The 12105-nt window shown below is 71.2% G+C and carries 15 protein-coding genes; 8 read left to right on the forward strand and 7 right to left on the reverse strand.

Annotated elements, in window-relative coordinates; translation table 11 throughout:
* The first annotated feature begins 2 nt into the window (after positions 1–2).
* From ACFUJY_RS18420 to ACFUJY_RS18430, 3 genes are all read left to right on the forward strand, one after another.
* On the forward strand, positions 3–230 hold the full coding sequence (locus ACFUJY_RS18420; RefSeq protein WP_383300430.1) for a gas vesicle protein: 228 nt from the start codon (positions 3–5) through the stop codon (positions 228–230).
* Entirely contained in the window at positions 227–505 is a 279-nt protein-coding gene (locus ACFUJY_RS18425) for a gas vesicle protein K (RefSeq protein WP_073865454.1), read from the forward strand. The genes ACFUJY_RS18420 and ACFUJY_RS18425 overlap by 4 nt, the downstream gene beginning before the upstream one ends.
* 136 nt (positions 506–641) lie before the next feature.
* A complete protein-coding gene (locus tag ACFUJY_RS18430; protein WP_383300433.1) occupies positions 642–1097 on the forward strand; it encodes an Asp23/Gls24 family envelope stress response protein in 456 nt (151 codons plus the stop codon).
* Between the two features lie 34 nt (positions 1098–1131).
* Here ACFUJY_RS18430 and ACFUJY_RS18435 read toward each other — a convergent pair whose 3' ends face one another.
* Together ACFUJY_RS18435 and ACFUJY_RS18440 are read right to left on the reverse strand one after the other, a co-directional pair.
* Complete coding sequence (locus ACFUJY_RS18435) at positions 1132–2013, reverse strand: RNA polymerase sigma factor SigF (RefSeq protein ID WP_383300436.1); 882 nt, start codon at positions 2011–2013, stop codon at positions 1132–1134.
* A gap of 143 nt (positions 2014–2156) precedes the next feature.
* Positions 2157–2759 carry a flavodoxin family protein gene (locus ACFUJY_RS18440; protein ID WP_383300438.1) on the reverse strand — a complete coding sequence of 201 codons (603 nt, stop codon included), beginning with the start codon at positions 2757–2759 and terminating at the stop codon, positions 2157–2159.
* A gap of 192 nt (positions 2760–2951) precedes the next feature.
* Between ACFUJY_RS18440 and ACFUJY_RS18445 the strand changes: the two genes are divergently transcribed.
* Complete coding sequence (locus tag ACFUJY_RS18445) at positions 2952–3122, forward strand: hypothetical protein (RefSeq protein ID WP_026171501.1); 171 nt, start codon at positions 2952–2954, stop codon at positions 3120–3122.
* Between the two features lie 127 nt (positions 3123–3249).
* Entirely contained in the window at positions 3250–4443 is a 1194-nt protein-coding gene (locus ACFUJY_RS18450) for a PP2C family protein-serine/threonine phosphatase (protein WP_383300441.1), read from the forward strand.
* A gap of 13 nt (positions 4444–4456) precedes the next feature.
* On the opposite strand, the gene ACFUJY_RS18455 is transcribed toward ACFUJY_RS18450, so the two are convergent.
* Both ACFUJY_RS18455 and ACFUJY_RS18460 read right to left on the reverse strand, forming a co-directional pair.
* Positions 4457–6493, reverse strand: coding sequence for a CocE/NonD family hydrolase (locus tag ACFUJY_RS18455; protein ID WP_383300444.1), 2037 nt, complete (start codon positions 6491–6493; stop codon positions 4457–4459).
* 35 nt (positions 6494–6528) lie between these two features.
* A complete protein-coding gene (locus ACFUJY_RS18460; RefSeq protein WP_383300446.1) occupies positions 6529–7842 on the reverse strand; it encodes an acetyl-CoA carboxylase biotin carboxylase subunit family protein in 1314 nt (437 codons plus the stop codon).
* 213 nt (positions 7843–8055) lie between these two features.
* On the opposite strand from ACFUJY_RS18460, the gene sigJ reads away from it, so the two are divergent.
* Complete coding sequence (sigJ, locus tag ACFUJY_RS18465) at positions 8056–9015, forward strand: RNA polymerase sigma factor SigJ (protein ID WP_383300449.1); 960 nt, start codon at positions 8056–8058, stop codon at positions 9013–9015.
* Here sigJ and ACFUJY_RS18470 read toward each other — a convergent pair.
* Positions 8997–9521, reverse strand: coding sequence for a DUF488 family protein (locus ACFUJY_RS18470; protein WP_383300450.1), 525 nt, complete (start codon positions 9519–9521; stop codon positions 8997–8999). The genes sigJ and ACFUJY_RS18470 overlap by 19 nt on opposite strands.
* A gap of 11 nt (positions 9522–9532) precedes the next feature.
* Complete coding sequence (locus ACFUJY_RS18475; RefSeq protein ID WP_383300453.1) at positions 9533–9739, reverse strand: DUF2945 domain-containing protein; 207 nt, start codon at positions 9737–9739, stop codon at positions 9533–9535.
* A 131-nt stretch (positions 9740–9870) separates the two neighbouring features.
* On the opposite strand from ACFUJY_RS18475, the gene ACFUJY_RS18480 reads away from it, so the two are divergent.
* Together ACFUJY_RS18480 and ACFUJY_RS18485 are read left to right on the forward strand one after the other, a co-directional pair.
* The gene (locus ACFUJY_RS18480) at positions 9871–10641 is read left to right on the forward strand and encodes a uracil-DNA glycosylase (protein ID WP_383301035.1); all 771 of its coding nucleotides are present in this window, start codon (positions 9871–9873) and stop codon (positions 10639–10641) included.
* Positions 10642–10780: 139 nt separating this feature from the next.
* Positions 10781–11389 (forward strand): DUF4232 domain-containing protein, encoded by a 609-nt coding sequence (locus tag ACFUJY_RS18485; protein ID WP_383301038.1) that lies wholly within the window; start codon positions 10781–10783, stop codon positions 11387–11389.
* Between the two features lie 25 nt (positions 11390–11414).
* Here ACFUJY_RS18485 and ACFUJY_RS18490 read toward each other — a convergent pair whose 3' ends face one another.
* Positions 11415–12038 (reverse strand): cysteine hydrolase family protein, encoded by a 624-nt coding sequence (locus ACFUJY_RS18490; protein ID WP_383300456.1) that lies wholly within the window; start codon positions 12036–12038, stop codon positions 11415–11417.
* Between the last annotated feature and the right edge of the window lie 67 nt (positions 12039–12105).

Consider the following 12105-nt stretch of genomic DNA (forward strand, 5'->3'; position numbering starts at 1 on the left):
CGGTGGAGCGCGCCGTCGTGCCGTGGGACGAACCGGAGCCGCTGAGCGGGCCGATCGGAGTGCCCCTCGTCGATCTGCTCGACCGGGTGCTGGCGACCGGGGTGGTCATCAGCGGGGACCTGGTCATCGCGATCGCCGATGTGCCTCTCGTACGCCTGTCGCTGCACGCGCTGCTGTCGTCGGTCAGCGAGCGGGTGCTGGCGCCCTGGGCGGACGGGGGGCCGCTGTGACGGACGCGCGGGTCGATCTGGACTCCGGCAAGGTCGGCCAGGACCTCGTCACGCTGGTGCTCACCGTGGTGGAGCTGCTGCGCCAGCTGATGGAGCGCCAGGCGATCCGGAGGATCGACGAGGGCGACCTCACCGAGGAGCAGACCGAGGAGATCGGCACGACGCTGATGCTCCTGGAGCAGCGGATGACGGAACTGTGCGAGCAGCACGGGGTGCGGCCCGAGGACCTGAACCTCGACCTCGGGCCGCTGGGGACGCTGCTGCCGCGCGACTGAGCCGGCCGGGTCTCCCCGGGCGGCGATCACCCGAATGGCGGGGGCGCGGGAGCCGGAGGAGAGTGGGATGAGGGGCGGAACGGCTTACGCCGGGCAGCCCCTCATCCCACCCCACCTCTTTCCGTGTGAGGAACTCATGGCGACCAACGAAAGCGTCGGCGGCACCAGGCTGGAAGGCGGCGCGGCCGGCGGCACGCGAGGGACGACGACCATCGCGGACAACGTGGTCTCGGCCATCGCCGGTATCGCGGTACGGGAGACCGACGGGGTGCATTCCGTCGGCAAGGGCCCTTCCCGCGCGCTCGGAGCCGTCAAGGACAAGGTCTCCCGCTCCAGTGACCCGGGGCGGGGCGTCAAGGTGGAGGTCGGCGAGAAGCAGACCGCCATCGACGTCGACATCGTCGTGGAGTACGGCGCCGCCATCCTGGACACCGCACGCGCTCTCCGTACCAACGTCACGGACGCCGTCGAGACGATGACCGGTCTCGAAGTGGTCGAGATCAACATCAACGTCACCGACGTCCATGTGCCGGGCGCGGACGACGACGAGGACGAGGACGAGACGTCCACGCGTACCTCGCGCGTCCGGTGAGGTGGCCCCGGTGTCGTGACGCGTCCGGGGGGCCTCAGTCCTCGGTGAGGATGCCTTCGCGGAGCCTACGCAGTATGCGGGCGATCAGCCGTGAGACGTGCATCTGGGAGAGACCGAGGCGTTCACCTATCTGGGACTGGGTCATCTCCTGGCCGAAGCGCATCTGGACGATGGCGCGTTCCCGTTCGTCCAGCGTCTCCAGCAGCGGCGCGAGGGCGTGCAGGTTCTCGACCAGCTCGATCCCCGGGTCGCATTCGCCGGTGATGTCCGCGTGGGTGCGGCTCACACCGCTCGGGCTGTCGGACTCCGCCCCGTCGAGGGGTACGTCCAGCGAGTGGGCGGTGTAGCCGTTCGAGGCGACCAGGCCCTCGACGACCTCTTCCTCGCTGACGCCGAGGCGTTCGGCGAGTTCGGCGACGGTGGCCTCCCGGCCGAACGAGGTGGCCAGTTCCTCCTTGGCCTTGGCGAGGGTGACCCGGAGTTCCTGGAGGCGCCGGGGCACGTGGACGGACCAGGTGGTGTCCCGGAAGAACCGCTTGATCTCACCGACGATGTAGGGAATGGCGAACGAGGTGAATTCGACTTCCCTGCTGAGTTCGAAGCGGTCGATGGCCTTGATGAGGCCGATGGTGCCCACCTGGATGATGTCCTCCATCTGGCCGTTGCCGCGATTGCGGTACCGGGCCGCGGCGAAGTGCACCAGGGTGAGGTTCATCTCGATGAGCGTATTGCGGGCGTACTGGTACTCCGCCGTGCCCTCTTCGAGGGTTTGCAACCGATCGAAGAACAGCTTGCTGAGCGCCCGGGCATCCTTGGGTGCGACCTTCAGCGGATCGGCGATCTCCGGGAGTTCGGCCGGCGCACCTGTCGTGGTCCCCGGCACCTGCGCAGATACGGATGTCGGCATGGCGATCATTCCCTTCCGTCGGACAGCGACTGCTTACGCATACGCGAAGCTGCGACTACCCGGAGCCATGCGTTCCACACACTCGTGCGACAGAAGTCCCGGCGGATTCTTCATCCGGCGCGGCGACGGCGACGCGGCCCGGGACGGAGGGGTCAGCGCGGCGGGTAGGGCGAGTCGGCGAGGACCCGGGCGAGATGGGCGGCGTTGAGGGCCATCTGGTGGGTGGTGGACCTGACGGCGTCGGGGGTCTCCTCCAGGTCCCGGTAGTCGGTGCCGTGCATGGCCTCGCCGACCCAGTAGCTCACCGCGCCGGGTGCGAGGGTGAAGCCCAGGTCGTTGAGCCCCTGGAAGACATCGGCACTCACCTTGTGGGCGCCGTCCTCGTTGCCGACGACGGCCACCATGCCCACCTTGCCGTAGGGCAACTGCCGTCCCTCGTCGTCGGTCTCGGAGATGTCGGCGTTCAGCCGTTCCAGTACACGCTGGCAGAGGCTCGCCGGGTGCCCGAGCCAGATCGGGGTGGCCACCAGCAGGATGTCGGCCGCCAGCACCTTCTCGCGCAGCCGGGGCCACTCGTCCCCGTCGCCCATGTCCTGGGCGATCCCCGGCCGCACGTCGTGGTCGGCGATCCGCACCGTCTCGCCCTTCACCCCCAGACCGGCGAGTTCGGCCATGATCTGGTCGGCCAGCAGCTGACTGCTGGACGGCTTGGGCGACGGGGAGAGGGTGCAGACGAGCGCGAGTGCTCGGGTCATCGGAAGGCTCCTCGGATGGGGGTCGCTCGGTCCGGGTGTTCCGGCGCCCTTCCCACTATGGGAGGTCCACACGGAGTGCGCCCGGCACCAGGGGCCTGGAATCTCCTTCCCGCTCTTTCCCGGGAAAGTCAGGCACTTTTCAGGAATACCGCGGGAGGGCCGGGGCATCTGATGCTTCGGAGGTTGATACCCATGGTTCCCGTGATTCTGGTTCTTCTGCTTGCGCTCATTCTCTTCGGGGCGGGTTTCGCCCTGAAGGCCCTGTGGTGGATAGCCATCGCCGTACTGGTGGTCTGGCTGCTCGGGTTCGTCGTCCGCCCGGCGGGCGGCGGCGGGAAGCGGGGCCGCTGGTATCGCTGGTAGATCTGACCGGGCGGTACGTCGCAGCGGCACATAAAGTGAGGGTCGGCCGGGATTTCCCGGCCGACCCTCACTTTTTCGTATGGCTTTTCTTCGGTGCGCGCACATCTGCCGGACGGGTGATACTCCCATGACACACTGCCCCACCAGTGACGGCGAGCGGCTGCTGCACGGGTTTCTGGCGGAGGTGCACGCCACCGCGCCGACCGATCTGCCGGCTCTGGTCAACCGGTACGCGGGTCTGCTGGGGCTGCGCCGGGTGGAGGTCTACATCGTCGACCTCCAGCAGCAGCGTCTCTCCCCGCTCTCGGGCGAGCCGCAACTCCATGTCGACGCGTCCCTGGCCGGTTCGGCCTTCCGCTCGCTCGCGCTGCGCGTCGAGACGACGGACACCGAGACGCTGATCGCGTGGCTGCCTCTGGTGGACGGGGTGGAGCGGCTGGGGGTGATCGGTGTCGAGGTGGACGCGCTCGACAGGACGCTGCTGGAGCGCTGCGCGAGTCTGGCCTCGATCCTGGCCATGGCGATCACGTCGAAACGGGCGTTCAGCGACCGGTTCGTGCAGCGCACCCGTACGGAGACGATGACGGTGCCCGCCGAGATGGTGCGGAACCTGCTGCCGCCGCGCGCGGTCGGCGAGGACCGGGCCCTGTCCACGGCGGTGCTGGAACCGGCGTACGAACTGGGCGGCGACGCCTTCGACCACTCGTTGACGGAGTCGACGCTGCACGCGGTCATCCTCGACGCCATGGGGCACAACCTGGCGTCCGGGCTGACCAGCGCGATCGCGATGGCCGGCTGTCGCAGCGCCCGGCGCAGGGGGTCGGGGCTGCGGGAGCTCGTCAGGACGGTGGACACCGTCCTGGCCGAATGGCTCCCCGACCAGTTCAGCACCGGCGTCGCCCTGCAACTGGACATGTCCAGCGGCATCCTGAGCTGGATCAACTGCGGCCACCCGCCGCCGCTGCTGATCCGCGAGAACCGCGTCCTGGACAACGCCCTGGACCGCTCCAGCGAACCGCCCCTGGGCACCCCGGCCGTGATCTCCGGGGCGGAACGGGTGGTCCACGAGGTGCCCCTGCTCCCCGGCGACCGGATTCTGCTGTACACGGACGGGGTGACCGAGGCCCGCATGGCGGACGGCACCCAGTTCGGCCTGAACCGCTTCACGGCCTCGATCATCCGCGCCACGGCCGCCGGGGAGCCCGCGTCGGAGGCCCTGCGGCAGCTCATCCACTCCATCCGCGCATACCAGCACGACCGGCTGAGCGACGACGCCACGATCATGATGCTGGAGTGGCGCCCGAACCCCCGGGAGGTCTAGGCATGGTACCGGTTCAGAGGCTGGACCTCGGCACGCTCTCGTTCCAGGTGCGCGAGAAGACCCGCCGGCCGTCCTCGTAGCCGTCGAGGGTGGCGTCCACGTGGAAGGCGGTGTCGTCCGAGGTCAGCATGGTGCGGGTCTCCACGCGTACGTCCCAGCCGGTACGCCGGAACCGCATGGTCCAGGCGGATTCGCCGCTCACCGAGCCGAAGTCGTCCGCGACGGAGGTGTACCTCTCGCAGGCCCGCAGCCCCACCTCGATGCCGTTCTCCTCGAACCGCTGGAGCCCCCGGTCCTTCACGATGTCCAGCGCGGAGTGGTAGTCGACCAGGTTCCTGGACACGGTCCACGCCTGTTCCGGCTCGGTGAGCTGGGTGACTTCGGGCGGCGCGCACCCCTCCGGCTCGCCGAAGGGCGCCTCGGGCAGCCCGTCCGGCGCCTCGGCCGGGCGCACGGGCAGCGTGAGGCGGCTGCCGCTCTCGTACACGCTCAGGCAGGCGGGGGCGGCGGCGGGCCAGACCAGCGGCCAGTACGAGGTGGAGAGCGAGAGGCGGATGCGGTGGCCCGCCGGGAAGACCTGGGCGACCCCGTTGAGCGGGACCCGTACGGCGCAGGGCTCACCGGGCTCCAGCGGTTCGGGCCGGTCCCCGCCGGAGCGGTGGGCGAGGTTCAGCACGCCGTAGGTGACCCGGGTCGCCCGCCCGTCGGGGGCCACGTCGGAGAGGCGCACCGCCACCTGCCCGGTCTCCCGGGACGAGGCGACGAGCAGGTCCACCGAGGGCGCGCCCAGGATCTCGACGCGCTCGGGCAGCGGCGCGGTCTCGAAGACCAGTGAGCCGCCGTCCTCCTCGCGCTGGTCGTAGGGCAGGTCCGGCGGGGCGTTGTAGGAGGCCCATTTGCCGGCGAACTGGCCCACGGACAGCGGTGACTGCACGGTGTGGACGCGCTCCTCCGCCCCGGCCGCCGGTTCCTCGTCGCCGCGGACGATGCGATGGTCCCGGAGGGGGTGGGACACCTCCTCGATGTGCGGGGACGGCCAGCTCGGCTCCCCCACCCAGCGGCCGGGCCGCTCCTGGTAGGAGGTGGAGGGGGGCACGCTCTCCTGCATCCAGGCGCGGATCATGGGCCCGTCCATGACGCCGTTCTCGACGCCCTTGAGCCAGTGGTCCCACCACCGCACGACCTCCTGGAGGTAGCCGATGGCCGGTCCGGGCTCCCCGAGGTGGGGCAGCTTGTGCGACCAGGGCCCGATGAGGCCCTTGCGCGGGACGTCGACGCGGCTCAGGAGCCGGGTGACGGCGTTGGAGTAGCCGTCGGCCCAGCCGCTGGACGCGAGGACGGGGCAGCGCAGCGCCTGGTAGTCCTCGCTGAGGGAGGCGTGCCGCCAGTAGTCGTCGCGTTCCTGGTGGCGCAGCCATTCCAGGACCCAGGGGCGGGCGGCGTCCAGCCGTTCGTGCCACATGTCCCGCCACCGGTCGCCGACGGCGGCCGGGTCGGGCGGGCAGGTGGAGTAGGCGAACATGGTGCCCGCCTCGGCCAGGTTGTCGGAGAGCATCGCGCCGCCGACGTAATGCATGTCGTCCGCGTACCGGTCGTCCGTGAAGGACGCGATGACGATGGCGCCGAGGCTCGGCGGGCGGCGGGCGGCGACCTGGAGCGCGGCGAAGCCGCCCCAGGAGATGCCCATCATGCCGGTCCTGCCGTCGCACCAGGGCTGGTCCGCCAGCCAGGCGAGGACCTCCTCGGCGTCGCGCTGTTCGCGTTCCAGGTATTCGTCCCGCAGGACGCCCTCGGACTCGCCGGTGCCCCGCAGGTCCACGCGTACGCAGGCGTAGCCGTGGCCCGCGATGTAGGGGTGGTGGATCGCGTCGCGGGTGGAGGTGAGGTCGTTCTTGCGGTACGGGACGGCCTCCAGGATCGCCGGCACCGGTCGGCGGTCGGAGGTGGTGGGGCGCCAGATCCTCGCCGACAGCCGGACCCCGTCCGGCATGGTGATGGTGACGTGGTCCTGTTGGCGCACTTCGTACGGCAGTCGGTCGACGTGTCGCATGCCTGTGTTCTGCTCCTTCCTCTGCGCGGCCCGGTTCACGACGCCTTGACGTCGCGGCCGCCCGGTGCGGTGTCCTCGAAGGTGAGGCCGAGCGCGGCCACGCACTGGTCGAACTTGCGCCGCAGGCCCTCCTCGTCGTCCGCTCCGGTGAAGATGTGGGCGATCTCGTAGCTGTAGCTGTCCTGCTGGGGCACGGTGGAGAGCTTCTGGCCCTCGGACGGCACCATGTCGATGCGTACGCCCGGTATCTCGCGCTCGATGGCCGCGATCCGGTCCGGGGTGGGGACCTCGCGCACCGTTCCCTCGCCGAACCAGCGGTAGTACCACTTGGCGGCCATCCGGTACGGGCCGTCTCCGCCGGGCACCACGGGGTCCTGGCCGAGGGCGAGGCGGATCATCCGGTGGTGGTTGGGGACGCCGTCGACGTAGTGGAACAGCTCCGCGTGGGACTGGGAGTGGCGCGGGTTGATCTCCAGCAGGCTGACCCGGCCGGTCTTCGGGTCGTAGAAGTACTCGATGCTGAACGTCGCGGCGTCCATGCCGATCCGGCGGATGGTCCGCTCGCTGACCTCGTGGAGCTGGTGGATCACCGCCGGGGGCAGGGTGCTCGGGTACTGGTGGCGCAGGAAGCACGGGGAGCCGGGGTAGTTGATGGAGTCAAGCACCCCGTAGACGGTGACCTCGCCGTCGTTCGCGTAGCCCTCGACGGCGACCTGGATGCCCGTCATGGCTTCCTCGGCGAGGCAGACCTGTCCGCCGATCCCCTCCATCTCCGGCGGCAGTTCGAGGAGTTCCAGCACCTCGTCGAAGGGTTTGCCGACCCGGCCGATGCCCGCGCGTATGGTCTCCACGGCGGCCCGGAACTCCGCCATGTCGTCGACGCGGTAGGCGAGTTCGGAGGAGTAGGCGAGGGCCGGCTTGAGCCACATGGGGAATCCGATGCCCTCGGGCGGCCGGGGGTCGTCGCTGTCCAGGTCGACCCGGCCGAAGCCGGGCAGGGCGTCGGTGGCCTGCTGCTGTTCGAGCCGGCTCCAGTACTTGTGCTCGCACTTGACGACGGACGCGAGGCTGGTGGTACGGGTGCCGTACTCGCGACCGAGCATCGGCACGAGCGTGCTGACGGGGAAGTCCCAGTAGCCGACGATGGCGTCGATGGAGCCCTCGTGCGCGTCGAGCACCGCGCGGGCCCGGTCCATCAGGGCGGCGACCGACACCTCGCCCCCCTGCAGCTCCTCGATGGTCAGCAGGGGGCGGAACCGGTAGCCGCCGGCGTCGGGGACGGCGTTCAGGGTCCGCAGGTTCGCCTCGTCCAGACCGAGTACGAAGATGTTCTTGGGCTGTGGGGACACGCGTCGTCCTTTCGTGGGGTCCCCGGCGCGTACCCGCCACCGGCGGGATCAAGGGCGCGAGCGGCTCGCGGCGGTGGATCGGTACTGTCTCAACGGTCCGACGACGTGGGTCCGCGCACCGGGAGGCCGCTGTCCGCCTCACATTCCGGCGCGCTGCTCCGTCGGAACGTCAGCAGCGGACACGGACGACGACACCCAGGGGCGGTCACGTACATGAGCACACCTTCCGAGCCGGACCTCGGCGCCGTCATCGGCGAGCGCCGCCAGTTGACGAACCTCGCATACCGGATGCTCGGTTCGGTCGCCGAGGCGGAGGATGCCGTACAGGAGACGTACGCCCGCTGGTACGCCATGTCGCCGGGGCAGCGGGACGCCATCGCGTCGCCCGGGGCATGGCTGACGACGGTGGCCAGCCGGGTCTGCCTCGATGTGCTGGGCTCGGCGCGGGTCCGGCGGGAGCGCTACGTCGGCGAGTGGATACCGGAGCCGCTGCCGGACCGCTCCGAGTGGGCCGGCGGGCGCGCCGGCGGGGGCCGCGACGAGCCGGCGGACCCCGCGGACCGGGTCACCCTGGACGAGTCGGTGAACATGGCCTTCCTGGTGGTGCTGGAGTCCATGACCCCGGCCGAGCGGGTGACGTTCATCCTGCACGACGTGTTCCGGTACCCCTTCGCGGAGGTGGCGGACATCGTCGGCCGGAGCGCCCCGGCGTGCCGGCAGCTGGCCGCATCGGCCCGCCGGCGCCTCCGGGACGCCCGTGCCGAGGCGGCTCCCGCGGCCGGGCAGGCGGTCCTGGTGCGGGGGTTCAAGGAGGCGTGGGAGGCCAAGGACATCGGGGCGCTCATCGGTCTCCTCGACCCCGAGGCGGCGATGGTCACCGACGGCGGCGGGATGGCCGGGGCTGCCCTGCGGCCGGTGGAGGGCGCCGAGCGGGTCGCCCAGTACCTGGTCCACTTCGCGGACAGGGTGCCCGAGCTGCTCCTGCTGGAACGCACGGTGAACGGGCGGCCCGGGCTGGTCGCCCAGCACGCCGGGGTCACCGTGACCGTGGCCGCGTTCGGTCTCGCCGGGGGCCGTGTGCACCGCATCTGGGCGGTGCGCAACCCGGAGAAGCTGCGGCCGTGGCCCGGGCACGGCGGGTCCGGGGCGGCGTCTCAGTCGTGGGGCGGGTAGGTCAGCCCGCCGTCGCGGACCCGCGCGTCCTGGTTGAGGACGGCGGGCCGCGTCGAGGTGGGCGACAGGATGTCCACGACCTCCGCCCCGGCGACGATCAGCGCGTCGGTGATGAGCCGGCGGTGGCAGCGCCACGGCACGGCCTCGCTGCACATGATCGCCGGCCGGGTGTCCTCGGCGAGTTCCAGCAGTTCGTCCAGCCCTTCCCGGAAGGCGTCCGTCGCCATGTAGTCGGCGTAGTCGCGGAACGCCTTGACCCGCCAGGCGCCGTTCTCCGTCGGGACGCCCTTCGGGGTGTGGCGGCGGCCGCCCAGCTTCGGGAGCCACCGGTATCCGATGCCCGAGGGCAACGCGTCCATGATGTTCCGCTGGTTCCACTGCGGGAGTTTCCGGGAGGACGGGTAGGAGCGCACGTCGGCCAAGAGGGTGACGTCGTTCCGGCGCAGCAGCTCCACCAGTTCGCCGAACTCCCTGGTCGAGTGGCCGACCGTGCAGATCCTGTTCACCGTGCCGCCCGTCAGGTCTTCTTCAGCGCACTGCCCTTGTGCATGGCGAGGTGGCCGGTCTTGTCGCTCTTGATCTCGTACTGCGGTTCCTCCTTGCTGCAGCGCCGGGTGCGGCCCTTGAATTCGACGTCACTGGTGTGTTTCCCGGTGATGACGCCTTCGACGTGACCGGCTTCGGAGTTCCATCGCACGTGGTCTCCGACGGCGAAATCCTTCATGGCCCGGTTTCCTTCCGTTTCTCGTCGTGGGCGGGGGCCGTTTCACGGCCATGGTCCCTTTCGCCCTGGGTACGCTCATTTCGGTGAGCACGCCACCGGGCGGGAATCAGGAACGTGGAAGCGGGTCGATCATGTGCACCGCCGAGGACTACCCCGTACGGGCCGCCGCACGCTCCCGTACGCCGGCCGAGCTCGACAGGCGGCTGGTCGCGTGCCGGGCCTGTCCCCGCCTCGTGGAGTGGCGGGAGGAGACCGCGCGGGTCAAGCGCCCCGCGTTCCGCGACTGGGAGTACTGGGCCCGCCCCGTACCCGGCTTCGGGCCCTCTGACGCCTCCTTGGCCGTCACGGGCCTCGCGCCCGCCGCGCACGGCGGGAACCGGACCGGCAGGATGTTCACCGGCGACCGGGCCGGCGACCTGCTGTACGCCACGCTGTACGAACTGGGGCTGGCCTCCCGGGCCACGGTGACGGACGTGGCCGACGGGCTCGAACTGTACGGGGTCAGGGTGACGTCCCCCGTGCACTGCGCGCCGCCGGCCAACCGCCCCACGCCGGGCGAGCGGGACACCTGCCGGCCGTGGCTGGCCCGGGAGCTCCAGCTGCTGCGGCCCACGGTGCGGTCGGTCGTCGTGCTCGGCGGCTTCGGCTGGCAGGCGACCCTGGCCGCCCTGGAAGGGGCCGGGTGGCGGGTGACCCGGCCCAGGCCGGTGTTCGGCCACGGCGCCCGTACGACGCTGGAACCGGCCGACGGGGCGGGCGGCCCGCTGACGCTGTTCGGCTGCTACCACGTCAGCCAGCGCAACGTCTTCACCGGCCGGCTCACCCCGGCGATGCTCCGGGAGGTGCTGGCGGAGGCCGCGGAGACTGCGGGGCTGCCGGTGGTGCGGCCGGACGCGGAGTGACCGGCCGGCCACGGGATTTCTTTGCCGGTTCATCAGGTTGGGATCACAGAAAATCGAGCAGGCGTCCGTTATGGGCACTCTTTCTCGCAGCACCACCCCACATACCCTCCGCCGTCGCCTCCTCGTGCCTGTCGCGATGATGTCGTTCGCCCTCGTCGCGGCGGGTTGCAACGACGACGGCTCCGCATCGGAAGGCGCGGCCTCGCCCGCGGCCCACGCCGGCACGACGGGCCCCGCGCGGACCTCGCCGCAGCCGTCCGACTCCGCCTCGGCGCCCCCCGCGACGACACCGGCCTCCCCCGCGGCGCCCAGCGGTTCCGGCGCGTCGTCGAGGGCCGGCGCCTCCGCTCCCGGCCGGTGCGCCGCGGAGGGCCTGGGCATGAGCGTGAAGCGCGGCGACGGGGGCGCCGGGCAGGTGTACTACGAGCTCACGTTCGTGAACAAGTCCGGGCACCCCTGCGCCCTGAACGGCTTCCCCGGCGTGTCCCTGATCCAGCGCGACGGCGCCGTCATCGGCGCCCCGGCCGAGCGGGACGGCGCCTCGCACGGGGCTGCGGTGCTGGCTCCCGGCGGGACGGCGCACGTCGTGCTGCACACGCTGAACCAGGGCATCGCGGACGGCGGCTGCTGGAAGCAGGGCGACTACCTGCGGGTGTACCCGCCGGGCTCCAAGGAGGCGCTGACCCTGCGGGACCCGCAGATCCGGGTCTGCGGCGACCGCTTCACGACCACGTCGGTCGAGCGCTGACGCCTCCGCCGGAAGCGGGCGCCCGTCAGGCGGGGATGTCGTCCACGGTGGCGGCGACGGGGGCGAACAGGTCCCCTATGGCGGTGAGGGCGGCGGTCTTGAGGGCAGCGGCCGGGACGACCGAACCGTCCGGCGCGGGCAGGCTGCGGGTGGCCGTGGCCTCGGCGACGACGGCGGGCCGGTAGCCGAGGTTGAACGCGCCCTGGGCGGTGTGGGTGACGCACATGTGCGCCATGAAGCCGGCGAGCACCAGGTCCTTGCCGCTGCCGGGCTCCGCGCCCAGGGCGGTGAGGGTCTTCTCCAGCTCCGTGCGGTGGAAGGAGTTGGGGAACTGCTTGACGACCACCGCCTCGCCCTCCCGGGGCGCCACTTCGTCGCTGAGGGCGCCGATGTGCTCCCGGATGTCGTACGGGGAGCCCTCGCCGCCGTCGTGGATGACATGGATCACCGGGGTGCCGGCGGCCCTGGCCCGGTCCAGCAGCCGGGCGCAGGCCGCGACGGCCTCCTCGGCGCCTTCCAGGGCCATGACGCCGGTGCGGTAGGTGTTCTGGACGTCGATGAGGACCAGGACGGATTCGCTCAGCCGGGGCAGCCGGGCGTCCAGGCCGGAAACCTCGCGGAGGGTGGCGGAGGGCTGGGTGGTGGTCATGATGGGTGCCTTTCTCGGCGTTGTGGGCAGGGCGGAGCCGTCCGCCCCGCTCGGTACGGGGGGTCGT

This window comes from Streptomyces sp. NPDC057249, assembly GCF_042669245.1.
GTDB lineage: Bacteria > Actinomycetota > Actinomycetes > Streptomycetales > Streptomycetaceae > Streptomyces.

Coding starts and splice junctions, on each gene's coding strand:
- ACFUJY_RS18430 (WP_383300433.1), top strand. CDS start 642: ATGGCGACCAACGAAAGCGTCGGCGGCACCAGGCTGGAAGGCGGCGCG.
- ACFUJY_RS18435 (WP_383300436.1), bottom strand. CDS start 2,013: ATGATCGCCATGCCGACATCCGTATCTGCGCAGGTGCCGGGGACCACG.
- ACFUJY_RS18440 (WP_383300438.1), bottom strand. CDS start 2,759: ATGACCCGAGCACTCGCGCTCGTCTGCACCCTCTCCCCGTCGCCCAAG.
- ACFUJY_RS18445 (WP_026171501.1), top strand. CDS start 2,952: ATGGTTCCCGTGATTCTGGTTCTTCTGCTTGCGCTCATTCTCTTCGGG.
- ACFUJY_RS18450 (WP_383300441.1), top strand. CDS start 3,250: ATGACACACTGCCCCACCAGTGACGGCGAGCGGCTGCTGCACGGGTTT.
- ACFUJY_RS18455 (WP_383300444.1), bottom strand. CDS start 6,493: ATGCGACACGTCGACCGACTGCCGTACGAAGTGCGCCAACAGGACCAC.
- sigJ (WP_383300449.1), top strand. CDS start 8,056: ATGAGCACACCTTCCGAGCCGGACCTCGGCGCCGTCATCGGCGAGCGC.
- ACFUJY_RS18475 (WP_383300453.1), bottom strand. CDS start 9,739: ATGAAGGATTTCGCCGTCGGAGACCACGTGCGATGGAACTCCGAAGCC.
- ACFUJY_RS18480 (WP_383301035.1), top strand. CDS start 9,871: ATGTGCACCGCCGAGGACTACCCCGTACGGGCCGCCGCACGCTCCCGT.
- ACFUJY_RS18485 (WP_383301038.1), top strand. CDS start 10,781: ATGTCGTTCGCCCTCGTCGCGGCGGGTTGCAACGACGACGGCTCCGCA.
- ACFUJY_RS18490 (WP_383300456.1), bottom strand. CDS start 12,038: ATGACCACCACCCAGCCCTCCGCCACCCTCCGCGAGGTTTCCGGCCTG.